Source organism: Streptomyces bambusae (assembly GCF_020532645.1).
In the GTDB taxonomy this organism is placed as follows: Bacteria; Actinomycetota; Actinomycetes; order Streptomycetales; family Streptomycetaceae; genus Streptomyces; species Streptomyces bambusae.
This window is the reverse complement of sequence record NZ_JAJAUZ010000097.1, coordinates 1-24316: the sequence shown is the minus strand read 5'-3', so window position 1 is coordinate 24316 and position 24316 is coordinate 1. Positions and strand designations below refer to the sequence as shown.

Here is a 24316-nt window from a genome sequence, read left to right as displayed (position 1 = left end):
GTCCGGCGCTTTCGCGCTTTCCCTTCCGGCGTTTCCGACTCTATCAGATCCTTTCGGGCCTGACTCCCAGTCAGCGGGCTTTTTCTTCGGGGCTGTTGGGCCCTTCCGACACCTGAACTCTAGCGGACTTCCCGGGCGGCTCATAATCGAGCCTCGTTAATGAATTCGGGCACGCCGAATTCACTCCCGCTGGGAGGTCGTGCTGAGTAGGTGTGCCGCGATGAAGCGGCGGGATCGCTGTCGCAGAACCGTTCCGGCCCGTGACAACTCGAAGAACCTTACGGATCCGCAAGGTCCGTGTCAACCCCGGGTCAACCTGAGTCCACCCGGGTGTCAGCCCCGCGCCTGCAGGTCTTCCACTCGGTCCAGCAGTCGGGTCAGCATGTCGCCGAGGGCGCCGCGCTCTCCCGCGGAGAGGTCCTGGAGGAGTTCCTCCTCGAAGACCGTCGCCGCGCGCATCGCGTCGAGCCACTTGCTGCGGCCCTCGGCGGTCAGCTCGACGATCACTCGGACCCGGTTGTTCTCGTCCCGCTCCCGGGTGACGAGCCCCTCGGCCGTCATGCGGTCGATCCGGTGGGTCATCGCGGCCGGCGTCAGGCCGAGCTGCTTCGCCAGCTCGCTCGGACCCATCCGGTACGGCGCCCCGGAGATGACGAGGGCCTTGAGGACCTCCCACTCCGCGTTGCTGATCCCCAGGGCCGCGGTCTGGCGCCCGTAGGCGACGTTCATGCGGCGGTTCAGCCGGCTGAGGGCCGACACCACCTTCTCGACCTGGGGGTCGAGGTCCTGGAATTCGCGCTGGTAGACGGCGATCTGCTCGTCGAGGCTCGGCTCACTCACGCCGTCGATGCCCGCTGTGTCGGGGGTGTCACCCATGGCGCGAAGTATGGCACGCCCCGGTTGGCGTCTAAGTACTTCGATGTGTACTCTTAAGCTTCGAATTTTAGGGTTGAAGTCTTCGGATCTAAGGGCAGGTGAGAAGTGACCAAGGTGATGGGCGTCGCGATGCGGCGGATCCAGGCGGGCAACGCGCTGACCGCGTTCGGCATCGGGTTCACGGTTCCGTTCCTCTACATCTACGTGGCGCAGGTGCGTGACCTGGGCGCCGCGACGGCGACGGCTGCGTTCATCGCCTTCGCGCTCGGCGCGCTGGTCGCCCTGCCCTTCACCGGCCGGGCGATCGACCGCCGCGGCCCGGTCCCCGTGGTCATCGCCGCAGCCGTGGTCGCCGCCCTCGGCGCGCTCGCCCTCGGCCTCGCCGGCAGCCCGGCACCCATCCTGCTGTCGGCCCTGGCGCTCGGCGCCGGCCAGGCGGCCATGCAGCCCGCGCTCGCCACGATGATCGTGTGGTGCTCCACCCCGGAGACCCGGACCCGCTCCTTCGCCCTCCAGTTCTTCATGCAGAACCTGGGCCTCGGCATCGGCGGCCTGATCGGCGGCCAGATCGTCGACGAGAGCCGGCCCGGCAGCTTCACCCTGCTCTTCGGCATCGAAGCCGTCATGTTCCTCGTCCTCGCCGCGGTGATCGCCGGGGTGCGGATGCCGCAGGCGCCCGCCATCCGCGAGGCCCGTCCCAAGGACGCGGCGCAGGCGGACGGCGGCTGGCGCCGGCTGCTGCGGCACAAGGCGATGGTGCAGCTGTGCGTGCTGGGCTTCGTCCTCTTCTTCGCCTGCTACGGACAGTTCGAGTCGGGTCTGGCCGCGTACGGCACCGAGGCCGCCGGGATCTCCCCGTCCACCCTCGGCTTCGCGCTGGCCGCCAACACCGGAGCCATCGTGCTCGCCCAGTTCGTCGTGCTGAAGCTCGTCGAGAAGCGGCGCCGGACCCGGGTCATCGCCCTGGTCGGTCTGATCTGGACGGCCGCGTGGGTCATCGCCGGGTTCTCCGGCCTGGGCCACGGCTCCACCGCGATGGCCGCCACCGCGTTCGTCACCACGTACGCGCTGTTCGGCATCGGCGAGGCCATGCTCGCGCCGACCGTGGCGCCGCTGGTGGCCGACCTCGCCCCCGAGGGCTCCGTCGGCCAGTACAACTCGGCGTTCGCCCTGGTCAAGCAGATGGCGCTGGCACTCGGCCCGCTGGGCGTGCCGGTCGGCGCCGGGCTGCCGACGGTCTACATCGCGGTGTTCGTGGTGGTCTCGCTCGGCATCGCAGTGCTCGCGCTGCGGCTCGGCCGGCAGCTCACCCCGGCCCAGGACAACCCGTCCCTGGCCACCCCGGTCCGGGTCACCCCGGCCGCGAGGACCGCGCCGGAGCAGGCCCCGCAGGCCGCCCCCGCCGAGCGGGTGGCCGCGTAACCACCCGATGACGGCGGTCGCACCGGCCGCCCGCAGACCTTGCGCGCGCACCCCCCGGCGCGCGCAAGCCCGGAGCGCCGCTCCGCACTCCCCCTCCCTCGCGGAGTGCGCTCCGGTTCACGCGCCGGGCCTCAGGCCTCCGGCAGGGCGAACTCGCACCACACCGCCTTGCCGCCGCCCGGGGTCCGGCGCGAACCCCACGACGAGGCGATCGTCGCGATGATCGAGATGCCGCGTCCCGCCTCGTCCGCAGGCTCCGCCCGGCGCCGCCGCGGCAGGTGGTCGTCCCCGTCCGTGACCTCGATGATCAGCCTTCGGTCGGTGCGCCGCAGCCGCAGCCGCATCGGCGGGGTGCCGTGCTGGAGCGAGTTCGCCACCAGCTCGCTGGCGGCCAGCACGCCCAGGTCGCACAGCTCCATCGGGAACCGCCACGAGGCGAGCACCCCCTGAGCGAAGGCCCGGGCCCGCGGCGCCGCCTCGATGCCGCCGAGCAGCTCCAAGGCCGCGTTGTGGAACAGCTCCGCGTCCGGGCCGCTGCGGCTCGGGTGCTGGAGCACGAGCACCGCCACGTCGTCGTCGTGGTCCGCGCCCACCCCCAGTGCCCGCATCAGCCGGTCGCAGATCACCTGCGGGGTGCCCTTCGCCCCCGACAGGGCCCGCTCCAGGGCGGCCACGCCCTCGTCGATGTCCTCGCCGCGCCGCTCCACCAGGCCGTCCGTATAGAGGACGGCGGTGGAGCCGGGGCCGAGCGGGATGGTGCCCGAGGAGTGCAGCCAGCCGCCGGTGCCCAGCGGCGGGCCGGTGGCCCCGTCGGCACGGCGGACCGTGCCGCCCTCGTCGCGGACCAGGATCGGCAGGTGCCCGGCCGAGGCGTAGACGAGCCGCCCCTCGTTCGGGTCGTGGACCGCGTACACGCAGGTGGCGATCTGGCTGGCGTCGATCTCGGCGGCGAGCCCGTCGAGCAGCTGGAGCACCTCGTGCGGCGGCAGGTCCAGCCGGGCGTACGCGCGTACCGCGGTGCGCAGCTGTCCCATGACCGCGGCGGCCCGCACCCCGCGGCCCATGACGTCCCCGATGACGAGGGCGGTGCGGCCGGCGCCGAGGGTGATCACGTCGTACCAGTCGCCGCCGACCGCGGCCTCGGTGCCGCCCGGGTGGTAGGTGGCGGCGATCCGCAGGTCGTCGGGCTCCTCCAGTTCCTGCGGGAGCAGCGAGCGCTGGAGGGTGACGGCCGCTTCGCGCTGCCGGCGCTCGGCGGACCGCAGCCGGTCGAGGGCCTCGGCGTGGTCGGTGACGTCGGCGAGGTGGACGAGGACGCCTGATCCCTTGGGGTCGGCGGTGTTGCCGATGCCGGTGACGGGCGTGCAGGTGACCGTGTAGGAGCTGCCGTCGGGCGCGGTCCGGTTCTTGACCGTACGGGGCTTCCCGCTGCGCAGCACCTGGTCGAGGAGCGGGAGCAGGCCGAGGTCGCCGAACTCGGGGAGCGCCTCGTGGGCGGGCGCGCCGAGGGTGCGGTGGCCGAAGCCGGCGGTGTACGCCTCGTTCACGTACGCGAGGTGGTGCAGGGGGCCGTGGACGACGGCGACGAGGGCGGGCAGCCGGCCCAGCACCTCGCGCACGGACAGTTCGTCGAGGGAGGGGACGGCGACGAGGGCGCTGCCGGGGGTGGCGGCGGCCGCGCCGTCGGTGGTGCCGGTGCCGGCGACGGTGGGATCGGCCGGCGCGGCGGGGTCGGTGTGCTCGCCGCGGGCCGCGGGGACGGAGCCCTCGCCGCGCTTGGCCCGGGCGGCGGCGTGTTCGGACCGGGCTGCGGCGCGGCGCTGCGTTCCGGGAAACCGGGCGCTCCAGCGCGTGAAGTTCACTGCGTTCAAGCCTCGTGGTGTCGCTCGTGGTCGCTGTGTCGCCGGCAGGCCCTGGGCGGAGCCGAGGGGGGACTGCTGCCGGGCGGTGTCACTCTGTGCAGGTGTCAGCGCACCTATGGTCACACGTCCAGTGTGGCCGACCGCACTGACAACGTCAGCCCGCGGAGCCTCCGGCGGGCGGCGCGGGCGGCTTCCCGGGGGGCTGCTTGGGCCCGCCGCCGGCCGCCATTTCGAACTCTGCCCTGGGGTGTTCGAGTGAGCCGAGGGAGACGATCTCGCGTTTGAAAAGTCCCGCCAGGGTCCATTCGGCGAGCACCCGCATTTTCCTGTTGAAGGTGGGGACCCGGCTGAGGTGGTAGGTGCGGTGCATCAGCCAGGCCGGGTAGCCCTTGAGCTTGCGGCCGTAGACGTGGGCGACGCCCTTGTGGAGCCCGAGGGAGGCGACCGAGCCGGCGTACTTGTGGGAGTACTCGCGGAGGGGTTCGCCGTGCAGGGAGGCGACGAGGTTCTCGGCGAGGATCTTGGCCTGGCGGACGGCGTGCTGGGCGTTGGGGGCGCATTCGCGGCCGGGTTCGCCGGCGGTGAGGTCGGGGACGGCGGCGGCGTCGCCGGCGGCCCAGGCGTGTTCGGTGCCGTCGACGGTGAGGTGGGCGGTGCAGACGAGGCGGCCGCGTTCGTTGCGGGGCAGGTCGGTGGCGGCGAGCAGCGGGTGCGGTTTGACGCCTGCGGTCCACACGACGGTGCGGGTGGGGAAGCGGGAGCCGTCGCTGAGGACGGCGACCCGGTCGGCGCAGGACTCCAGGCGGGTGCCGAGCCGGACGTCGATGCGGCGGTTGCGCAGCTCGCGAACGGTGTACTGGCCCATCTCGGGGCCGACTTCGGGCAGGATCCGGTCGCTGGCCTCGACGAGGACCCACTTCATGTCCTCGGCCTTGATGTTGTGGTAGTACCGCGCGGCGTAGCGGGCCATGTCCTCGAGTTCGGCGAGGGCTTCGACGCCCGCGTAGCCGCCGCCGACGAACACGAAGGTGAGGGCGGCGTCGCGGACCTGCGGGTCGCGGGTGGAGGAGGCGATGTCCATCTGCTCGATGACGTGGTTGCGCAGGCCGATGGCCTCTTCCACGGTCTTGAAGCCGATGGCGTAGTCGGCGAGTCCGGGGACCGGCAGGGTGCGGGAGACCGAGCCGGGGGCGAGGACGAGTTCGTCGTACTCGATGTGGACCGGGCCGGCGCCCTCTTCCTCGGTGGCGAGGGTGGTGACGGTGGCGGTCCGTTTGGCGTGGTCGATGCTGCGGGCCTCGCCGATGACGATCCGGCATTTGCCGAGGACCCGGCGCAGCGGGACGACGACGTGCCGGGGGGAGATCGAACCGGCCGCGGCTTCCGGGAGGAACGGCTGGTACGTCATGTACGGCTCTGGGGTCACGACCGTGACCTCGGCTTCGTCCGCTCTGAGACAGCGCTGCAGGCGCAGAGCGGTGTACATCCCGACATAGCCGCCGCCCACCACGAGGATGCGCGTGCGGGGCGAGGTGCCGGGGGCTGTTCCCCGGGAGTCAGCAGCCTTCACCATCCCATGACGCAACGTGGCCGGGACTTTGTCCACAGGCCCGACAGATTGTGTGACCGAAGGCCGCCCCTGGCGGGGGTCTTGGCGGAGCCTGGAACGGGGGGAAGTTGTGCAGGTCAGACGGTGCGGACGGGGTGATTCCGGGTGCCCTGACCGGAAAAGTGGGGGCGAATGCTCCGATCGGGCGGCGGTCCATACGGAGCTGCCTCTTCTGAATTGACTCTGGCTCAACTATGTTCGTAGTCCGCCGGGTGTGTCGGCCTGGGCTCAGCTGACCTTGGCCCTCCGGCGACTAGCGGGGATGTCTCCGGGGGGAGACATGAAGATTACCGGGGGATACATATGAACATTTCCGATTTCCATGGGTCTGCGACGACGCTCTCGACCGAAGGGCACAGCCGTGTGATCGCAGGTGGCGCGGGCATAGGCCGCTCCACCCCGCTGCGCGTGGACGCGCAGCGCAACCTGGAGCACGTGCTCCGTGCTGCGCGCGAGGTGTTCGGCGAGCTCGGGTACGGGGCGCCGATGGAGGACGTGGCCCGTCGGGCGCGCGTGGGCGTCGGCACCGTGTACCGCCGCTTCCCGAGCAAGGACGTCCTGGTCCGCCGGATCGCCGAGGAGGAGACCGCCCGGCTGACCGAGCAGGCGCGGGCCGCCCTCGGACAGGAGGAGGAGCCGTGGCAGGCGCTGTCGCGCTTCCTGCGGACCTCCGTGGCCTCCGGCGCCGGGCGGCTGCTGCCGCCGCAGGTGCTGCGGGTCGGTGCGGCGGACGAGGCGGCTGCCGAGGACGAGGCCGCGGACGCGCGTGTGCCGCAGCAGCGCCAGTCGGCTCCGGAGGAGACCGACGCGGAGCTGCGGGGCGCCGGCCGTACGGACGAGGCGGACGACGCTGGTGCGGGTGCGCTGCTGGAGGTCGTGGGCCGGCTGGTGGACCGGGCGCGGGCCGCGGGTGAGCTGCGGACGGACGTGACGGTCGCCGATGTGCTGCTGGTGATCGCCACGGCGGCGCCGGCGCTGCCGGACCCGGCGCAGCAGGCGGCGGCCTCGTCGCGGCTGCTGGACATCCTGCTCGAGGGTCTGCGCTCCCGCTGAGCAGCGGGCGTACGGCGGTCCGCCGCCTTCGGTACCGGGCATGACGCGCCCTTCACCCGTTCGTGCGCTCGAACGGGTGAAGGGCCGTACGGCGTTTCGCCGGATCCTGCCCGGATGAGTGGATAGCGCGCAGAGGGGTACGTCCGGCGTGCCCTCTATGACACTCTTTCCCGGTGTACGGGTCTGCAGATGTCGTACGGGGGCTTCCTCGATGAGCGTTGACGGGCGGGACGGGGCACCCGGTGCTGCGGGCGGCGAGAGCGCGACCGGTCCGGTCGTGGACGCGGACGGTTCCCACGGTGACGGCGGTCCGGTCGTGCCGGCCCAGCGGGACTTCGGCAGCGGCGCGACGACCGCGGAACTCCCGCCCTCCGACGGTGACCTGATCCTCCTGATGCGCGGCGGCGACGACGGCGCGTACGAGGAACTCTTCCGCCGGCACTCCGATGCGGTGCGCCGGTACGCGCGGACCTGCTGCCGGGACGGGCACACCGCCGACGACCTGACGGCCGAGGTGTTCGCCCGTACCCTCCAGGCCGTGCGCGGCGGGGCCGGGCCCGACCAGGCGGTGCGCGCGTACCTGCTCACCACCGTGCGGCGGGTGGCCGCGGCCTGGACGAAGACCGCGCGCCGCGAGGAACTCGTCGAGGACTTCGCGGTCTTCGCCGAGCAGGCGGCCCGCGGTGCGGAGGCGGGTGCGGCGGCCGGTACCGGCACGCTCGAACGGGGTGCCGACGTCCGGGCGATGGAGGACGCCGAACAGACCCTCGCCATGCAGGCGTTCCGGAGCCTGCCGGAGCGCTGGCAGGCGGTGCTGTGGCACACGACGGTCGAGGACTCCTCGCCGAGCGCGATCGCCCCGCTGTTCGGGCTGACCGCGAACGCGACGGCCGCGCTGGCCGGGCGGGCGCGCGAGGGGCTCAAGCAGGCGTACCTCCAGGCGCACGTCAGCCAGGCGCTGGTGGCGGGCGGGGACTGTGCGCACTACGCAGACCGGCTGGGGGCGTACGCCCGGGGCGGACTGCGGATGCGGGCCGAGCGGGGGCTGCGCAAGCACCTGGAGGAGTGTGCGAAGTGCCGGCTGGCAGCCGGTGAACTGAAGGAGGTCAACGCGGGCATCCCGGCGCTGCTGCCGGTCGCCGTCATCGGCTGGTTCGCCGCCGGGTACGCCGTCAAGGCGGCCGGGGTCGTGGCCGGGGGTGCGGTGGCCGCGGGCGGGGCGGGCGCTGCTGCGGCGACGTCCGGTTCCACGGCCGGGGCGACCGCCGGGGCGACCGCCGGGGCCGGGGGTACGGCGTCCGGTGCGGCCGGGGGTGCGGCCGTGTCCGAGGGGCTGGGGCTGCCGGCCAAGGCGGCGATCGCGGCGGGGCTGGCGGTGGCCACGGCGGCGGGCGTGGTGTTCGCGTTCGTCGGTGACGACCAGGAGGCTCCGGCGGCCCGGCCGGCGCCGAGTGCGGCGGCGGTGCTGCCGGAGGAGCCGGCGCCGGTTCTGCCCCCGGCTCCGCCGTCGTCCGCGCCGCCTTCGGTGCGGCCGGCCGTGCCGGTGGTGCGGCCCCCGGCCCGTTCGGCTGCGCCGCGGCCGCGGGCTTCGGCGGTGGCGAGCGCGCCGCCGGCGGTGCCGTCGCGGCCGGCGGTGTCTTCGCCGGCAGTGCGGCCGCCGCGGACGCCGAAGCCGAAGGTACCGGTGCCCAAGCCGAGTCCGTCGCCTTCGCCGTCGCCGTCGCGGGTGGTGCGGACGTATGCGCTCGCCGAGCTGGGGCACTCGATGTCCGGCGACCACCGTGCACCGGAGCTGCGGGGGGCGCTGGGCAGTTGGGCCTGGCAGCGGTGGGGGATGGTGATCGCGGACCGGCCGTACCGGCAGGGGCTGACGATGTACGCGCGGGCGGCGGTCGTCATCGACCTCAACCGGCCGTGTACGGGGTTCTCGGCGGTGGTCGGTGTCGACGACATGTCCCGGGCGGCGGGGGGTTCGTTGCGGTTCTCCGTCCATGCGGATGGAGTGCGGGTGTGGCGGTCGCCGGCGCTTGCGCCGGGTGATGCGGGTGTTCCGTTCTCCGTCGATCTCGGGGGCCGGCGGACCGTGCGGCTGGTCGTGGAGCGCGAGGGTGCGCTGTCCCGGCTCCTGCTGGCCGACTGGGCCGACGCCGCCCTCACTTGCCGCTAGGCCGTGACCGGGCCCTGCCGTCCTCAAACGCCGGACGGGCTGTCTTCCCGCGCCGGGTCGGACCGCCGAGCCATGTCCCACCGGCAGGGGCTCCGCCCCCACATCCCCGGTCCTCAAACGCCGGACAGGCTGGATTTTCCCCCGCCCGGTCTTCGCCTACGGGAGGAAATCCGGCCCCGCCGTACGGCTGGATGCCCCGGGGCGAATCGAGCCGTGCCGGGGGAGCACCTGGGGCTGGGGAGCTCGAGGCGCGGGGTCCGGGGCGGGGCCCCGTTACAGGGCCGGGCGGTGGGGGATGCCCGTGGGGACGGCTCGGCGGCGGGGGGTGGAGGTGCCCGTCCAGCAGGTGCCCCGGCGGGTGAGCAGGCGCCGGAGCCAGAGCTCGGTGGAGACCAGCTCGGCGATGCCGTCGAGCGGCACGGGGTGCCCCTCGGCCGCATCGACCAGCGCCTGGCGGACCACGTGCGCCTCGATCAGCCCCGCATCCGCCAGCAGCGGCGCCGCGAACAGGTCGAGGAGGTCGTCGAGGGCGACCCGCAGCCCGGCCAGCACCGCCCCCGCCGGCTCGCTCTGGTGCGTCGCCCCCCACCCGTCCGGCAGCTCCCGCACCCCCGTCGCCGACAGCACGCTGCGCAGCACCGCCGCCCGCGCCCCCGGCTGCACCCGCAGCGACTCCGGCAGCGCACGGGCGGCCCGTACCACCTGGTTGTCGAGGAACGGCGCGTGCAGCCGCTGGCTGCGGACCTCGACCGCCTGCTCGAACACCCGGTGGTCCGCCGCGTGCCGGGCCAGCGCGGCCCGCGCCCGCGCCTCCCCCGGCCGCAGGGACAGCGGCGGCCGCCCCGCCGCCGCCTCCAAGCGGATCGATACTTCCGCCAGCGCCTCCCCGGTCAGCCAGCGTGCCGCCGGCCCCGGCCGCGACCAGGTCAGTGCGGCCAGCGAAGCCCCGACCGGCCCGCTGTCCATCCCGTCCGGCACCGGCTGCCGCAGCCGCTCCGCCGCCTCCCGGATCCCCGTCATGTACGAGGTCCGGGAGAGCCGCCGGGCCGCGAGGTACACGGTGAACGGCACCAGCACCGACTGCGGCTCCGACCGGGCCAGCGCGGCCACCGGCCGCACCAGGTGCCGGCGCCGCCGGTCCAGCAGCAGGTCCGCCAGCCGCGCCGGATGCGCGTCCAGCACCTGCCGGGCCCCGTGCCCGACGAAGTGGTCCGCGCTGCCCGCCGACAGCCGCCGCCGGTGCCGGGCCGCGACCACCAGTGCGGGCCCCGGCTCGTCGGTCAGCGGCCCGGCCAGGTCCACGTACGGCAGCGCCTCCTCGGCGGCCGCGACGACGACGTGGTGCAGCCGCGGATTGGCGGCGATGACCCGGGCCCGCTCCAGCTCGGCCTCGCGGCCCTGCGGCCCGGTGAGGTCGTTGAAGGTGACGGCGAGCAGCCGCTCCCCGGCGCCCGCCCCGTGCCCGAGCAGCGTCCCCGGCACGCCCGGCAGCCCGGCGGCGAGCAGCGCGAGGGTCGCCGACGCACTGCCGCCGGACAGGTCCGCGCCGATCCCCGGCGCGGGCGCCCCGCGGGCCGCCCGCCGCTCGGCCGGCCCCATGCCGGGCACGGGTCCGGGGTCGTACGCGAGACTGTCGGGCGCATGCCGGGGGGCGGTGAGCCGGGCGCGCACGGCGTCCACGAGTGCCTCCCGTACGCCCTCCACCGCACGGTCGGCGTCGAGCTGGGGCGCGGCCACCGCGAGGGAGGCCAGCGGCTCGTACCCGGTGATCTCACGGGACCCCTCGCGCAGGATCAGCGCATGGCCGGGCGGGATCCGCCGGACCCCGGCGTACGGGGTGCCGTCGCCGAGGGCTTCGGGGCTGTCCGGGCAGGCCAGCAGCGCGGCCAGGTGGCCGATGTCGAGCTGCGCCTCGATGAGGTCGGCGAGCGGCAGGGCGGCGGTGGCGTACGCGGTGCCGTTGGCCCAGGGGGTGTAGAAGACGGGCCGGGCGCCGGCCAGGTCGCCGACGACGGTGATCCGGCGGCCGACCTGGACGACGGCGGTGTAGCTGCCGGGCCATTGGGTGAGGTGGCGCAGCGCCCCGCCGCGGGCGGCGTGCAGGCCGCGGCGGAGTTCGGTGTCGCCGGCCCCGCAGCAGCCCAGGACGGCGAGGCGGGTGAAGGGGTCGGCCGGGTCGGCGGTGACGGTGCGGATCTCGTCGGGTCGCCAGTCGCCGACCGCCCACAGCGGGTCGGGGTCGCCCCAGAGCAGCTGGGCGCCGACGGGGTGGACGGTCCGGGCGGCGTCCTCGGGCGGCTCACCGGGGCCGGGGACGTCGGCGAGGCCGCCGTGGATCCCGCCGTGCGCCGCGTGCGCCGCCTGTGCGGCCCGGTCGGCGAGCCGGCCGGCCGTGCCGAAGCTTGCGGCGATACTGCTCCAGCCCACCAACCACCGCATCGCCGCCTCCACAGCTGTGGACAAGTCGTGGACCATGCTGCCACGAGACAGGCGTGCGAGAGGGGTGAAGGGGGGCGCACATGCAAACGAACGCGCCCTGCTGATGCGGTATTTGGCGTTCCGCCACCCGGACAGCACCGTCCGGATCCAGCCATTCTTTCCGGCGCCCCACGGCGCGCACGGGGGCGCGGCCCGGGAGGCGCGGCCCGCCTCCCGAACCGGGCCGCCACCCGCGGGGATTGAGGCGGCGGCGTCCCCCGGCCCACCGGAACCATGCAGCGGGCCGACCCACGCACCACCCATCGAATCGCCGCCCGCAAGGCTCCGGCCAGAGCGCACGCGCAGGCGCACGGCCACACGGGCGGAGCACGCGGGCACGGACGCGCCCCGGCCACCGGCACGGCCACGGACCACAATCCCGCCATCCAAAACCCTGCCCCTTAACGCTTGGGATGCGGCGAACTACGCTGGGTTTACGAATGCCGGGCGCCTATGCCCGGCGGCCGTATGTGTTCCGCACCGCCGTTCCACCGTCGTACTGCTGTTTCAATCCGTACCGCTGCGTGCTGCGTTCCGCGTGACGAGGGGTGGCGCATGTCCAGGGAGCTCCGCGAGCCGAACGAGAAGCTCGGCACCGTCCTCGCCCTCGCGGGTATCAGCAATGCCGGCCTCGCCCGGCGGGTCAACGACCTCGGCGCCCAGCGCGGACTCACCCTGCGCTACGACAAGACCTCGGTGGCCCGCTGGGTCTCCAAGGGCATGGTCCCGCAGGGCGCCGCCCCGCACCTGATCGCCGCGGCCATCGGCGCCAAGCTGGGGCGCCCGGTACCGCTGCACGAGATCGGGCTCGCGGACGCCGACCCGGCCCCCGAGGTCGGCCTCGGCTTCCCCCGCGACGTGGAGGGCGCGGTCCGCTCCGCGACCGACCTCTACCGGCTCGACCTCGCCGGCCGGCGCGGCGGCGGCGGGATCTGGCAGTCCCTGGCCGGCTCCTTCTCCGTGGCGGCGTACGCGACCCCCGCCTCGCGGTGGCTGATATCGCCCGCCGACAGCTCGGTCGCCCGCGAGGCCGCCCCGTTACGGCCCGCCGGCACCGCCGCACCCGGCGGCCCGGCCCGGCCGCCCGGAACCACCGGCCCGCCGGCGGCCCCCGAACCGCCCCTCGACACCGGCGGCCTCCGCGTCGGCCACAGCGACGTCGCCAAGCTCCGCGAGGCCGCCGAGGACGCCCGCCGCTGGGACTCCAAGTACGGCGGCGGCGACTGGCGTTCGTCGATGGTCCCCGAATGCCTGCGCGTCGACGCCGCACCCCTGCTGCTCGCCTCGTACTCCGACGAAGTGGGCCGCGCCCTGTTCGGCGCCACCGCCGAACTCACCCGGCTCGCCGGCTGGATGGCCTTCGACACCGGCCAGCAGGAGGCCGCGCAGCGCTACTACATCCAGGCCCTGCGCCTGGCCCGGGCCGCCGCCGACGTCCCGCTCGGCGGCTACGTGCTGGCCTCCATGTCCCTCCAGGCCACCTACCGCGACTTCCCCGACGAGGGCGTCGACCTCGCCCAGGCCGCCGTCGAACGCAACCGCGGCCTCGCCACCGCCCGCACCATGAGCTTCTTCCGGCTCGTCGAGGCCCGCGCGCACGCCAAGGCCGGCGACTCCCAGGCCGCCGGCGCCGCCCTGCGCGCCGCCGAAAGCTGGCTGGAGCGGTCCCGCGAGGGCGACAACGACCCGAGCTGGCTCGGCTTCTACTCGTACGACCGGTTCGCCGCGGACGCAGCCGAGTGCTACCGGGACCTCAAACTCCCGCGCCAGGTGCGCCGGTTCACCGAGCAGGCGCTGTCCCGGCCGACCGAGGAGTACGTACGCTCGCACGGCCTGCGGCTCGTCGTGAGCGCGGTCGCCGAGCTGGAGTCCGGCAACCTCGACGCGGCCTGCGCACAGGGCACCCGCGCGGTCGAGGTGGCCGGCCGGATCTCCTCCGCCCGCACCACCGAGTACGTACGCGACCTCCTGCACCGGCTGGAGCCGTACGGCGACGAGCCGCGCGTGGCCGAGCTGCGGGAACGCGCCCGACCCCTGCTGGTGACCCCCGCCTGACCCCGTTGTCGGTGCCTGGGTGCAGACTCGGGGGCGGGAGGTGGCATGGACTGCGACGTAGTGGTGATCGGCGGCGGCATCGTGGGCCTGTCGACCGCGTACGCCCTGTCCCGCCGGGCTCCGGGGACGCGCGTGGTGGTGCTGGAGAAGGAGACCGGCCCCGCCCGGCACCAGACGGGCCGCAACAGCGGGGTGATCCACAGCGGGATCTACTACCGGCCGGGATCCCTCAAGGCGCGGTACGCGGTCCGGGGCGCGGCCGAGATGGTCGACTTCTGCGCGAAGCACGACGTGCCGCACGAGGTGACCGGGAAGCTGATCGTGGCGACCGGGCGGTCCGAGCTGCCGCGGCTGCACGCGCTGGTGCAGCGCGGCCGGGAGAACGGCATCCCGGTGCGGGAGCTGGGGCCGGCGCAGATCGCGGAGTACGAGCCGGAGGTCACCGGGATCGCGGCGATCCACGTGGGCACCACCGGGATCGCCGACTACCGGCAGGTCGCCGCACGGCTGGCGGACGCGTCCGGTGCGGAGATCGTCTACGGGGCCGAGGTGGACCTGATCTCGCGGCGCGCGACCGGGGTGGCCGTGCGGACGGCGTCCGGGCTGGTGGTGCGGGCGCGGGCGCTGGTGAACTGCGCCGGACTGCACTGCGACCGGGTGGCCCGGCTGGCGGGCGACGACCCGGGGATGCGGATCATGCCGTTCCGGGGTGAGTACCACGAGCTGGTCCGGCCGGAACTGGTGCGGGGGCTGGTCTATCCGGTGCCGGATCCGGAGTTCCCGTTCCTCGGCGTGCATCTGACGCGGGGCGTGGACGGGTCGGTGCACGTCGGGCCGAACGCGGTGCCGGCGCTGGCGCGCGAGGGGTACGGGTGGGGGACCGTGCGGCTGCGGGACCTGGCCGGGCAGGCGGGATGGCCCGGGGTGTGGCGGGTGGCCGGGCGGCACTGGCGGTACGGGGCGGGGGAGATCCACCGGTCGCTGTCGCGGCGCGCCTTCACCGAGGCGGTGCGGCGGCTGCTGCCGGCCGTGACCCCGGACGACCTCCGTCCGATCGCCTCGGGCGTCCGCGCCCAGGCGGTCCTGCGGGACGGCACGCTCGTCGACGACTTCCTCATCCGCGAGGCCCCACGCACGGTCCACGTCCTGAACGCCCCGTCGCCGGCCGCCACCGCCTCCCTCCCCATCGGGCGCGAAATCGCCCGCCGCGCCCTGTCCGCCCTCGAAGCCTGACCCTGCGGGGCTTTCCCCTGCCCGCGCAGCGGCCGCCGGGCCGGTGGGGGCGGCGGAACGTAGAATCGGACGCACTGTGTCTGAGTCCCTGAACCCGAACCCCGACGGCTCCCACACCGCCCCCCGCTGGCGCACGGAGCCCCGCTTCCCCGACGGCCCCGCCCCCGACCCCGCCGGCTCCCACCACGAGCGCCGCATCCGCAGCTTCCAGCCGCGGCGCAGCCGGGTGACCACGAGCCAGGAGGACGCCCTCCGCCGCCTGTGGGGGACGTGGGGTCTGGACATCGACGGGCACGACGTCCTCGACCTCGGCAAGCTCTTCGACGGCCGCCCGGTGGTCCTGGAGATCGGCTTCGGCATGGGCGAGGCCACCGCCCAGATGGCCGCCGACGACCCGGACACCGGCATCCTCGCCGCCGACGTGCACACCCCCGGCCAGGGCAACCTGCTCGCCCTCGCCGAGCGCAACGGGCTCGACAACATCCGGGTGGCCAACGGCGACGCGATCATCCTGCTCCGCGAGATGCTGCCGCCCGCCTCGCTGGCCGGCCTCCGCGTGTACTTCCCGGACCCGTGGCCCAAGAAGCGCCACCACAAGCGCCGCCTGATCCAGCCCGAGTTCCTCTCCCTCGCCGCCACCCGCCTCGCACCCGGCGCCCTGCTGCACTGCGCGACCGACTGGGAGCCGTACGCCGAGCAGATGCTCGAAGTCCTCAGTGCGCACCCGGACTTCGAGAACAGCCAGGCCGACGGCGGGTTCGCGCCGCGGCCCGAGTTCCGGCCGCTGACCCGGTTCGAGGGCCAGGGCCTGGACAAGGGGCACCTCGTACACGACCTGCTGTTCCTGCGTACGCAGAACTGAAAAGCCCGGCTCCGGAACACGCCACGGCCACTACGGTCGTGGCGTGTTTCGGGTGTTCCCTCGTGATGCGCGCGTCCCGGCCCGGATCCGCACCCTGGTGCCGGTCTGTGTGCTCGCGGCCGCCGGCGTACTGATCCTCGGGATGGTGCGGGAGCAGACCGGCACCCCGGGCTTCCTGGTGGGGCTCGGGCTCGCGGTGCTGCCGGTGCCCGCGCTGATGGCGGTCTTCCGCTGGCTGGGCCCTGCCGCCCGCACCTGGCCCCAGCTGCTGTTCTGCTTCGCGTGGGGCGCCTGCGCGGCGGCGCTGATCGCCATAGTGGCCAACAGCGTCGCGACCCGCTGGATAGCTGCGGCCACCACCGACCCGTACGACGCCGACCAGTTGGGCTCGATCGCCATCGCCCCGGTGGTGGAGGAGTGCGCCAAGGCGGCGGCGCTGTTGCTGATCCACCTGTTCCGGCGCGGCCGGCCGGGCAACGGGTTCACGGACGGGCTGGCCGTCGCCGGGTTCACCGCGACCGGCTTCGCGTTCACCGAGAACATCCTGTATCTCGGGAGCGCCTTCGGGGAGGACATGGACAGCGGGCTGCCGTTTCCCGCCGGGGTGCCCGACTCGCTCACCGCCGCGACGTTCTTCGTGCGGATCGTGATGTCGCCGTTCGCGCATCCGCTGTTCACGGTGCTCACCGGGATCGGTTTCGGCTGGGCGGCCGCAGCGCGCAGCGGCCGCGGCCGCTGCGCGTTCCCCCTGCTGGGCCTCGCGTGCGCGATGGCCGCCCACGCCCTGTGGAACAGCTCCTCCGAGCTGGGGGAACACGGCTTCCACCTGGTCTACGGGACGGTGATGGTCCCGGTGTTCACCCTGCTCACCTGGCTCGCCGTACGCGCCCGGCGGGCGGCCGGGCCGGACCGTCCCGACTGCCCAGACGAGCCGGAAGAGCTGGAAGAGGCGGAAGAGGCGGACGGGACGGCCGGGCTCAGACGCTCAGGCCCTTGCCCCGCAGCCACGCCAGCGGATCCTGCGTCGCTCCGCCCGAGCGGACCTCCAGGTGCAGGTGGGCGCCCGTGACGTTGCCGGTCGCGCCGACCCGGCCGATGGTCTCTCCGGTGGACACCGCGCCGGAGGTCACGGACATCGAGGAGAGGTGGCAGTACCAGATCTCCGTACCGTCGTTCAGCCGGAACACGATCCGGTAGCCGTACGCCCCGGACCAGCCGGCCGAGATGACCTTGCCCGCGCCGACGGCCTTCACCGGGGTGCCGGTGGGGGCGGCGAAGTCGAGGCCGGTGTGGTGGCCGGAGGACCACATGGAGCCGGCGTCGCCGTAGTGCGAGGTGAGCGTGTACGAGGAGGTGGGGAGCGCCCAGCTGCCGGTAACGGAACCGGGCTTGGCCTGCTCCTGCGGGCGCTCCCGGAGGGCCTGGCGGGCTTCCTCCTCGGCCTTCGCGGCAGCGGCGGCCTTGGCCTCGGCGGCTGCCTTCGCCGCCTCCTCGGCGGCCTTGCGGGCGTCCTCCCGGGCCTTCGCGGCCTCCTTGGCGGCGGCCTCCTCGGCCGCCTTCGCCGCCGCTTCCTTGGCCTGGGCCGCGGCCGCCTCCGACTGGGACTCGGCCTGCTGGAGGATCCGGTTGCGCAGCGCCTCGCCGGCCGTGGCGCCCGACTCCGCCTGCTCAGCGGTGAGCCCGGCCGTGGTCAGCGGTCCGGCGTCCTGGGGCGACACGTGCTCGAACTCGCCGTCCTGGAGCACGTCCTGCCGGTCGGCGCCCGGTCCTTCGACGAACAGCGAGGGTATGGATATGGAGACCTGCGGGCGGTCCTGAGCGGTGGCGATGCCGCCGGCTCCGACGGCCGCGATGACACCGACGCCGAGCACCGTGGAGCTGCGGGCGAGACCGCCGCGCTGCTTGGCGACGCGGTGCCGGCCGCGGGACGGCCGGACGGAGTCCTCGGTCGGGTTCCACTCGCCCCACGCACCGGCGTTGGCGCCGTCGAACGCCTCGGGGGCTTCGGGGGCAGGGCTGTTGGACGCCACGGGGGCGCTCCTTTCCTTCGCGCTGCGTTATCGAACGGTAATAGAAGGAAGGGAGTGATTCCAAGCCGTTGCGACTGTTCCTTCGCGTGTATCGGCCACGCTCCGACCGGCTCTGGCCTGCGCTTTTACGGACAAGCCACCATCAACCGGGTCGATTTTCCGGCCAGTTGCGCATAACTCCAGCCACACAAGGGAACTGACGCCACGTCATCCACACAGCCGGAAGCGGCACTTCGATGACGATGTGTGACGGCGCGCACACGCGGCGACCTCATACGGGGAGGCGCGGCAACGCGCGGAAACGACGAAGGCCCGGATCCGCTTCACGGATCCGGGCCTTCGCACTGAGTAGCGGGGACAGGATTTGAACCTGCGACCTCTGGGTTATGAGCCCAGCGAGCTACCGAGCTGCTCCACCCCGCGTCGGTAAACACCATCCTACGCCATCCGAGAGGTGCTCGTCGCCACGGTTTCCCCCCGGGCCCCGCACGCCTCAGAGGGAGGTGATGAAGCCGGCCAGGTTCGCCCGCATGCGCGCCACCTGCTCCGCCACCGTCAGCGACTCCTCGATCCGCAGACCGGCCTCCGGCTGCTTCTTCCCGCGCACGTACAGCGGGCAGCACAGGTCGGTGCACACGTACAGACCCACCGAGTTCCCGTCCCGCCCCTCCCGGCCCCGCCTGCGGGCGGTCATCAGGGAGACGCCGCCGCCGGGGTGCGTGGTCAGGCACAGCGAGCACATGCTCCGGTACAGCGCCCCGCGCCGGACGGTCGGGAACCGCAGGGCGATCCCGGCGAGCCCGCCCTCGTGCTCCACGACGAGATAGCTGCGGTCGGGGGCGGACAGGTCCCGCCACCCGAGGAAGTCGAGGTCCTCCCAGGGGCGCTCCGCCAGGTCGCGCGGCACCGGCAGCCGCTGCGCCTCACCCTTGGAGCAGTTCACGAACGAGCTCCTGATGTCCTTCTCCGTCAGTGCCTTCATGCTCCGCACGCTAATCTTTCCTAGGACTCCTAGGCAATTCATTAACAGTCTTCGCACCGCGGATGCCGATCACGGAAGGAAGGACCCGGGACATGCCCCGAGCCGGACTCACCCCCGAGCGGGTGGTCGAGGCCGCCGCCGAGCTGGCCGACGAGATCGGCCTGGACCAGGTCACCGTCTCGGCCGTCGCCCGCGGCTTCGGCGTCAAGGACGCCAGCCTGTACGCCCACGTGCGCGGCCTCTCGGACCTGCGCAGCCGCCTCGCCACCGCCTCCGCTGCCGCCTTCGCCGACCGGATCAACACCGCCCTGGCCGGCCGCTCCGGCCACGAGGCCCTGGCCGCCTTCGCGCAGGCCTACCGCACGTTCGCCGTGCACCACCCCGGCCGCTACGCCGCCACCCAACTCGCCCTGCCCGCCGAAACCCTGGAGGCCTCCCCCGGCCACCGCCGGCTCGTCGAGCTCACGTACGCCCTCTTCCTCGGCTACGACCTCGCCGAACCGGACCGGACCGACGCCGTCCGCCTGCTCCGCAGCACCCTGCACGGCTTCGCCGCCCTGGAGGCCGCCGGCGGCTTCGGCGCCCCGCGCGACCTCGACGCCTCCTGGGCCCGCATGATCGAGGCCCTGCACGCCCTCCTCACCCGGTGGCCCCCCGCCCCGCCGTCCGCCACCCTGTCCCCATGACCTCCCGTATCCGCGTCCGCCGCGTCTACGACCCCCCGGAGGCGGCGGACGGCACCCGTGTCCTCGTCGACCGCCTCTGGCCGCGCGGCCTGTCCAAAGACGCCGCGCTGATCGACTCCTGGCCCAAGGCCCTCACCCCGTCAAACGAACTCCGCCGCTGGTACCACGACGGGCAGGGCACGTACGAGGAGTTCCGCGCCCGCTACGACACCGAACTGGCCGCCCCCGAGGCCGCGCGGGCCCTCGACGAACTGCGCGCCCTCGCCGCCGGCCCGGCCCCCGTCACCCTCCTGACCGCCGTCAAGGACCCGGAGCACAGCCACGTACAGGCCCTCCTCCCACACCTCGGCGCCTGAGCGACCACGGCCGCCCCCGCAACGCAAAAGCGCCCCGACCTGGTTCTTCAACCAGGTCGGGGCGCTCCCGTGCACGTAGGCCATGTCGGACTCGAACCGACAACCAATGGATTAAAAGTCCACTGCTCTGCCAATTGAGCTAATGGCCCTCGGCATGCTCACCCCAGAGCATAGCCCGCCGGGGCCGGTCAGCCGATCGAGTATCGCCGGACCGGCCCCGCGGGTGTCGCCCGTCAGGCGTCAGGACAGGGAGGTGAAGCCCTTCCAGCCGCTCGCAAGAACCAGCTTCCGGGTGAATCCGCCCCGGTGGTCGGCGTCGTACAGGTACACCGCACCCGCCGGCGTCCGGGCGATCAGGTCCTGCCGCCCGTCACCGTCCATGTCACCGCTCGCCACCACGGAGTTGAAGCCGTTCCAGCCCGCGCCCACCCTGGTGCGCGGCGCGAAGCCGCCCTTGCCGTTGCCCCGGTACAGCCACAGCACGCCGGCGCCGTCCCGGGCCACCAGGTCGGAGATCCCGTCCCCGGACAGGTCACCGCGCCCCGTGATCACCCCGTACGCGTTCCAGCCCGCGCCGATCCGGGTCCGCGCGGCCAGCTTCCCGTCGGCGGTCCCGCGGTGCAGCCACAGCACGCCCGCCTTGTCGCGGCCGAGCAGGTCGCCGTACCCGTCCCCGGAGAGGTCCCGGGCGGCCACCAGCCTGCTGTACACGTCGAAGCGGGTACCGATCAGGGTCTTCGGCGTGTCGCGGTCCAGGACGCTCTTCTCCGCGGACGGGGTCAGCCGGTACAGCCGGCCGTCCGCGGTGCGCCCCAGCATGTCGCCCGCTCCGTCGCCGTTGGCGTCACCCAGCTGGGTCAGGTACGGGAACAGCTTGTCGAACTGGATGTAGCGGCCGCTGCCGTCGGGGCGCTCGCGGAGCTTGCCCTGCCCGTCGAAGGCGGGCACGTCGACCATCGTGCTCCCGCGCCCCACCTGCTGGGCCACCACCGAGCCGCTGACGCCGGTCTCCATGCCGGTCTCCATGTCCCGGCCCCACTCTGCGTAGCGCGCCCCGTGGGTGCGCACGCTCGTGTACAGCCGGACGTTCCGCTCGGCGCACTCCCCGACCCGGGTCGCGGACACGCCGATCAGCTTCCCGCCGGCGATCAAGGCACCGCCCGCGTCACCCGCACAGCGCTCCTCGGCGGGCACCTCCGGCGTCCCCGGGGCCGGTACGGCGCACAGCGTGCCGGCGGGCAGCGCCCGGCCCAGCAGCGTCGCGCAGTCCGCGGCGGACTTCAGCACCTGCTGCTCGGTGTGGCGGCGGGCCTGCCGGCCCCGGTCGGTGAAGGTCCACGAGGCGAGCAGGGCCTTGGTCCCGGGCGCGTACAGGGACCCGTCGGCCGCCGTGGCCAGCACCGGCCGCCCCGCCCTGGCCTTCTCTTCCATGGTGTGGGCGACGGCCACCCCGGCCCGCCCTGAGGACCGGTCGTACTGCGGGTGCACCCGGTACCGGGGGCCGCTGGTCCCCCAGTTGTACTGGCCGGTCTTCGGGTCGTAGTGCCAGGCGAAGTCGTTCTCGCCGTCCGATCCCGTGAAGCAGTCGGGCGCGGTGATGGCCCGCCAGGCCCCGAGCTCGATTCCGGTGCAGTTCTTCACGGTCCCATCGGCCTCGTCCGAGAACCCGAGCGGTACGACCCAACCCGGCACGGCCGGCTCCGCCGCCTGCGCGGGCGCCGCGGCACCGGCCAGCAGGCCCGCCAGCACGGCTCCGGCCGCGGCCGAACTCACGCCCAGGCGGGCGAACTTGCGCAATGTGGTCATGGTCTGGTTTCCCCCGTGTAAGACACATGATCGGCTGATCGGCCCAGTGTGACAGGCCGTCCGGACACGCACCGAGCCCCCCTGGCATCGGATGCCAGGGGGGCTCGGATCACGCTGTCAGACCGTCAGGACGGGTCAGCCGTTGCGCTTCCAGCGCGGCTTGTCGTCGCGGCGGCCGAAGGAACCGGAGGAGCCGGAGGACGACGGGCGGTGGTCGTCACGACGGCCGTACGGGCGGTCGCCGCCACCGGAGCGGAAGCCGCCGGTGGGGCGGTCGTCGCGGCGGTCGCGGTTGAACGGGCGGTCGCCGGCGCCACGGTGGTCACGGCGCTCGAAGCCGCGGTCACCACCACGGTCGTCGCGACGGAAGCCGCCACGGTCGCCGCCGCGGTTGTCACGGTCGAAGCCGCCACGGTTGTCGCGGTCGCGGTTGAAGCCGCCGCCGCGGTTGTTGTCGCGGTCCCGGTTGAAGCCGCCGCGGTTGTCGTCACGACGGTCGTCACGGCGGAAGCCGCCACGGTCGCCACCACGGTCACGGTCGAAGCCGCCGCCGCGGTTGTTGTCGCGGTCGCGGTTGAAGCCGCCGCGGTTGTCGTCACGGCGGAAGCCGCCACGGTCGCCACCACGGTCACGGTCGAAACCGCCACCACGGTTGTCGCGGTCCCGGTTGAAGCCGCCGCGGTTGTCGTCACGACGGTCGTCACGGCGGAAGCCGCCACGGTCGCCACCACGGTCACGGTCGAAACCGCCACCACGGTTGTCGCGGCGCTCGTAGTTGCCCCGCTCGTCGCGGCGCTCGAAGCGCTCGGTGCGCTCCTCGACGGCCGGCGCGGCCGCGAGCTCCGCCGCGACCTCGGCCTCGGCGGCCTCGGTCGCCTCGGCGACGGCGGCCTCCGGGTCCTCACCGCGCTCGCGGGCGGCGCGGGCGACCAGGCGCTCGGCCTCCTCGCGCAGCTCGACGGCACGGCGCTGGACGCGCTCCAGCTGCTTGGTCAGCTCGGCGACCTCGCGCTCGGCCTGCTTGGCGGCGTTGTTCGCGGAGTCCGCCTGCACCTCGGTCAGCGACCGGGCGCCGGTGATCTCGGCGACCTCGGGGTCGAAGGCACCGGCACCGCCGACGATGTGGCGCGAGGCGTCGACGCCCGCGTCCTCCATCAGACGGAAGATCTGGCGGCGCTGGTGCGGCAGGGCCAGGGAGACCACGACACCGGAGCGGCCGGCACGGGCGGTACGGCCCGAGCGGTGCAGGTAGTCCTTGTGGTCGCCGGCCGGGTCCACGTTGAGGACCAGGTCGATGCCGTCGACGTGGATGCCGCGGGCGGCGACGTCGGTGGCGACGAGGACGTTGACGTAACCGTCCTTGAAGTCGGCCAGGGTGCGGGTGCGCGCGCCCTGGGTCATGCCGCCGTGCAGGGCGTCCGCCTTCACGCCGGAGTCGCGCAGCTGCTCGGCGACGCGGTCGGCGCCCAGCTGGGTGCGGACGAAGATGATGGTGCGGCCCTTGCGGGCGGCGATGGCGGCGGTGACCGGAGCCTTGTCCTTCGGCTTCACGACCAGCACGTGGTGGGTCATGGTGGTGACCGCGCCGGCCGACGGGTCGACCTCGTGCGTGACCGGGTTCACCAGGTAGCGCTTGACCAGGCTGTCGATCTCGTTCTCCAGGGTGGCGGAGAAGAGCAGGCGCTGGCCGCCGGCCGGGACCTGGTCGAGGAGCTCGGTGACCTCGGGCAGGAAGCCCAGGTCGGCCATCTGGTCGGCCTCGTCGAGGACCGCGATCTTGACCTGCTCCAGGGAGCAGGCGCCGCGGTTGATGATGTCGCGCAGGCGGCCCGGGGTGGCGACGAGGATGTCGACGCCGCGCTCCAGGGCGTAGATCTGGTTGCCCATCGACGTACCGCCGCAGACGACCTTCATCTTCAGGCCGAGCACGTCGCCGTACGGCTGGAGGGCGTCCGCGACCTGCATCGCGAGCTCACGGGTCGGGGTCAGGATGACGCCGCGGGGCTTCTTCTTGTCGGTGTAGCCGCCGGCCAGGGTGGCCAGGAGCGGCAGACCGAAGGAGAGGGTCTTGCCGGAGCCGGTGCGGCCGCGGCCGAGGATGTCCTTGCCGGCCAGGGCGTCCGGGATGGTCGCGGCCTGGATCGGGAACGGGGTGGTGACACCGTTCTGCGCGAGCTTGCGCACGACGCCCTCGGGCAGGCCCAGGTCGCCGAAGGTGATGGTGGGCTCGTCGGCCTCGACCTCGTCGACCTCGTCGGTCTCGTCGAAGGAGGCGTCGGTGCCGGCCTGGTCGTTCGTCACGTCGGCCTCGAAGGCCTCGATGGCTTCGTCCACCGCAAGGGTGTCGACGGCGTCGATCGAGTCGTTCTCGGGCATGACGGAGCGGTCAGAACTGGAAATGGACATGCGAATGCGAAAACCTTCCGGAGTCTCGGCACGCGCCCAAACTCCGTGAATCGCAAATTCGACCGCCTCAATGCGGTCAGTCACGGCAAGGGAGAGTACGCGCCACACGGCGCTCTTCGGGTTCGGCGCCGGGCAATGGGATCAAACGATCTATAACCATACGCACCTCCCCCCCACCGTGGCAAGTCGATCGCCTGTGATCCGGCCCGCACTGCACCGTCCGGACCCCGGCGATCACCCGCTACGCGTCTCCTGCCTGCGGTGATGCCGGCGCGGCCGGGTCCCCGCCGGCCACCGGCGCCGCGGGCCGCTGCCCGGCCGCCTGCGGCTGCGGCTCGGGCGCCTGGGTCGGCTCGGGCTCGGCGGTGGCCGGCGGTGTGGTCGGCGGGTCCACCGGCGGGGTGGTCGGCGGATCGACCGGCGGGGTCGGCTC

At 73.7% G+C, this 24316-nt stretch carries 16 protein-coding genes, 2 tRNA genes and 2 pseudogenes; 9 read left to right on the top strand and 11 right to left on the bottom strand.

What is annotated here, in order from left to right; genetic code table 11:
• Positions 1-333 precede the first annotated feature (333 nt).
• A complete protein-coding gene (locus LG634_RS35650; RefSeq protein WP_226740404.1) occupies positions 334-876 on the bottom strand; it encodes a MarR family winged helix-turn-helix transcriptional regulator in 543 nt (180 codons plus the stop codon).
• A gap of 105 nt (positions 877-981) precedes the next feature.
• Here LG634_RS35650 and LG634_RS35645 point away from each other — a divergent pair, with 105 nt between their 5' ends.
• Positions 982-2298 carry an MFS transporter gene (locus LG634_RS35645; RefSeq protein WP_226740402.1) on the top strand — a complete coding sequence of 439 codons (1317 nt, stop codon included), beginning with the start codon at positions 982-984 and terminating at the stop codon, positions 2296-2298.
• Between the two features lie 131 nt (positions 2299-2429).
• Here the strand turns inward: LG634_RS35645 and LG634_RS35640 are convergent, their stop codons facing one another.
• Positions 2430-4160, bottom strand: coding sequence for an ATP-binding SpoIIE family protein phosphatase (locus LG634_RS35640; RefSeq protein ID WP_226740408.1), 1731 nt, complete (start codon positions 4158-4160; stop codon positions 2430-2432).
• A gap of 154 nt (positions 4161-4314) precedes the next feature.
• Positions 4315-5733, bottom strand: coding sequence for an NAD(P)/FAD-dependent oxidoreductase (locus LG634_RS35635; RefSeq protein ID WP_226740400.1), 1419 nt, complete (start codon positions 5731-5733; stop codon positions 4315-4317).
• Between the two features lie 339 nt (positions 5734-6072).
• On the opposite strand from LG634_RS35635, the gene LG634_RS35630 reads away from it, so the two are divergent.
• Positions 6073-6822, top strand: coding sequence for a TetR/AcrR family transcriptional regulator (locus tag LG634_RS35630; RefSeq protein WP_226740398.1), 750 nt, complete (start codon positions 6073-6075; stop codon positions 6820-6822).
• Positions 6823-7033: 211 nt separating this feature from the next.
• A complete protein-coding gene (locus LG634_RS35625; protein ID WP_226740396.1) occupies positions 7034-8989 on the top strand; it encodes a sigma-70 family RNA polymerase sigma factor in 1956 nt (651 codons plus the stop codon).
• A 273-nt stretch (positions 8990-9262) separates the two neighbouring features.
• Here LG634_RS35625 and LG634_RS35620 read toward each other — a convergent pair whose 3' ends face one another.
• The gene (locus LG634_RS35620) at positions 9263-11428 is read right to left on the bottom strand and encodes an asparagine synthase-related protein (RefSeq protein WP_226740406.1); all 2166 of its coding nucleotides are present in this window, start codon (positions 11426-11428) and stop codon (positions 9263-9265) included.
• A 594-nt stretch (positions 11429-12022) separates the two neighbouring features.
• Between LG634_RS35620 and LG634_RS35615 the strand changes: the two genes are divergently transcribed.
• The 4 genes and pseudogenes from LG634_RS35615 to LG634_RS35600 form a co-directional block, all read left to right on the top strand.
• Positions 12023-13522 (top strand): NsdA family TPR-like regulatory protein, encoded by a 1500-nt coding sequence (locus LG634_RS35615; protein ID WP_226740394.1) that lies wholly within the window; start codon positions 12023-12025, stop codon positions 13520-13522.
• 45 nt (positions 13523-13567) lie between these two features.
• Positions 13568-14755 (top strand): L-2-hydroxyglutarate dehydrogenase, encoded by a 1188-nt coding sequence (lhgD, locus tag LG634_RS35610; RefSeq protein WP_226740392.1) that lies wholly within the window; start codon positions 13568-13570, stop codon positions 14753-14755.
• A gap of 76 nt (positions 14756-14831) precedes the next feature.
• On the top strand, positions 14832-15617 hold the full coding sequence (gene trmB / locus LG634_RS35605; protein WP_226740390.1) for a tRNA (guanosine(46)-N7)-methyltransferase TrmB: 786 nt from the start codon (positions 14832-14834) through the stop codon (positions 15615-15617).
• A gap of 43 nt (positions 15618-15660) precedes the next feature.
• Positions 15661-16512, top strand: a pseudogene (locus LG634_RS35600) (PrsW family intramembrane metalloprotease); the annotation flags it as partial.
• 82 nt (positions 16513-16594) lie between these two features.
• On the opposite strand, the gene LG634_RS35595 reads toward LG634_RS35600, so the two are convergent.
• The 3 genes from LG634_RS35595 to LG634_RS35585 form a co-directional block, all read right to left on the bottom strand.
• Positions 16595-17647 carry a M23 family metallopeptidase gene (locus LG634_RS35595; protein ID WP_226740388.1) on the bottom strand — a complete coding sequence of 351 codons (1053 nt, stop codon included), beginning with the start codon at positions 17645-17647 and terminating at the stop codon, positions 16595-16597.
• A gap of 349 nt (positions 17648-17996) precedes the next feature.
• Positions 17997-18070: transfer RNA gene (locus LG634_RS35590), tRNA-Met, on the bottom strand.
• 70 nt (positions 18071-18140) lie between these two features.
• Positions 18141-18629: an FBP domain-containing protein gene (locus LG634_RS35585; RefSeq protein WP_226740386.1), complete on the bottom strand. Its 489-nt coding sequence runs from the start codon at positions 18627-18629 to the stop codon at positions 18141-18143.
• Positions 18630-18721: 92 nt separating this feature from the next.
• On the opposite strand from LG634_RS35585, the gene LG634_RS35580 reads away from it, so the two are divergent.
• Together LG634_RS35580 and LG634_RS35575 are read left to right on the top strand one after the other, a co-directional pair.
• Positions 18722-19315 carry a TetR/AcrR family transcriptional regulator gene (locus LG634_RS35580; RefSeq protein ID WP_226740384.1) on the top strand — a complete coding sequence of 198 codons (594 nt, stop codon included), beginning with the start codon at positions 18722-18724 and terminating at the stop codon, positions 19313-19315.
• Positions 19312-19671, top strand: coding sequence for a DUF488 domain-containing protein (locus LG634_RS35575; RefSeq protein WP_226740382.1), 360 nt, complete (start codon positions 19312-19314; stop codon positions 19669-19671). Before LG634_RS35580 ends, LG634_RS35575 begins: the two co-directional genes overlap by 4 nt.
• A 76-nt stretch (positions 19672-19747) precedes the next feature.
• Here the strand turns inward: LG634_RS35575 and LG634_RS35570 are convergent.
• The 4 genes and pseudogenes from LG634_RS35570 to LG634_RS35555 all read right to left on the bottom strand — a co-directional run.
• Positions 19748-19820 (bottom strand) — tRNA-Lys (locus LG634_RS35570).
• A gap of 91 nt (positions 19821-19911) precedes the next feature.
• Positions 19912-21477 (bottom strand): FG-GAP-like repeat-containing protein, encoded by a 1566-nt coding sequence (locus tag LG634_RS35565; protein ID WP_226740379.1) that lies wholly within the window; start codon positions 21475-21477, stop codon positions 19912-19914.
• A 135-nt stretch (positions 21478-21612) separates the two neighbouring features.
• Positions 21613-23883, bottom strand: coding sequence for a DEAD/DEAH box helicase (locus tag LG634_RS35560; RefSeq protein ID WP_226740377.1), 2271 nt, complete (start codon positions 23881-23883; stop codon positions 21613-21615).
• A gap of 241 nt (positions 23884-24124) precedes the next feature.
• Positions 24125-24316, bottom strand: a pseudogene (locus tag LG634_RS35555) (VWA domain-containing protein); the annotation flags it as partial.

Bases quoted from the DNA above. Each gene is read 5' to 3' on its own strand.
- LG634_RS35650 (WP_226740404.1), bottom strand. From the start codon at position 876: ATGGGTGACACCCCCGACACAGCGGGCATCGACGGCGTGAGTGAGCCG.
- LG634_RS35635 (WP_226740400.1), bottom strand. From the start codon at position 5,733: ATGGTGAAGGCTGCTGACTCCCGGGGAACAGCCCCCGGCACCTCGCCC.
- LG634_RS35630 (WP_226740398.1), top strand. From the start codon at position 6,073: ATGAACATTTCCGATTTCCATGGGTCTGCGACGACGCTCTCGACCGAA.
- LG634_RS35625 (WP_226740396.1), top strand. From the start codon at position 7,034: ATGAGCGTTGACGGGCGGGACGGGGCACCCGGTGCTGCGGGCGGCGAG.
- LG634_RS35620 (WP_226740406.1), bottom strand. From the start codon at position 11,428: ATGCGGTGGTTGGTGGGCTGGAGCAGTATCGCCGCAAGCTTCGGCACG.
- LG634_RS35615 (WP_226740394.1), top strand. From the start codon at position 12,023: ATGTCCAGGGAGCTCCGCGAGCCGAACGAGAAGCTCGGCACCGTCCTC.
- lhgD (WP_226740392.1), top strand. From the start codon at position 13,568: ATGGACTGCGACGTAGTGGTGATCGGCGGCGGCATCGTGGGCCTGTCG.
- LG634_RS35585 (WP_226740386.1), bottom strand. From the start codon at position 18,629: ATGAAGGCACTGACGGAGAAGGACATCAGGAGCTCGTTCGTGAACTGC.
- LG634_RS35580 (WP_226740384.1), top strand. From the start codon at position 18,722: ATGCCCCGAGCCGGACTCACCCCCGAGCGGGTGGTCGAGGCCGCCGCC.
- LG634_RS35575 (WP_226740382.1), top strand. From the start codon at position 19,312: ATGACCTCCCGTATCCGCGTCCGCCGCGTCTACGACCCCCCGGAGGCG.
- LG634_RS35565 (WP_226740379.1), bottom strand. From the start codon at position 21,477: ATGACCACATTGCGCAAGTTCGCCCGCCTGGGCGTGAGTTCGGCCGCG.
- LG634_RS35560 (WP_226740377.1), bottom strand. From the start codon at position 23,883: ATGTCCATTTCCAGTTCTGACCGCTCCGTCATGCCCGAGAACGACTCG.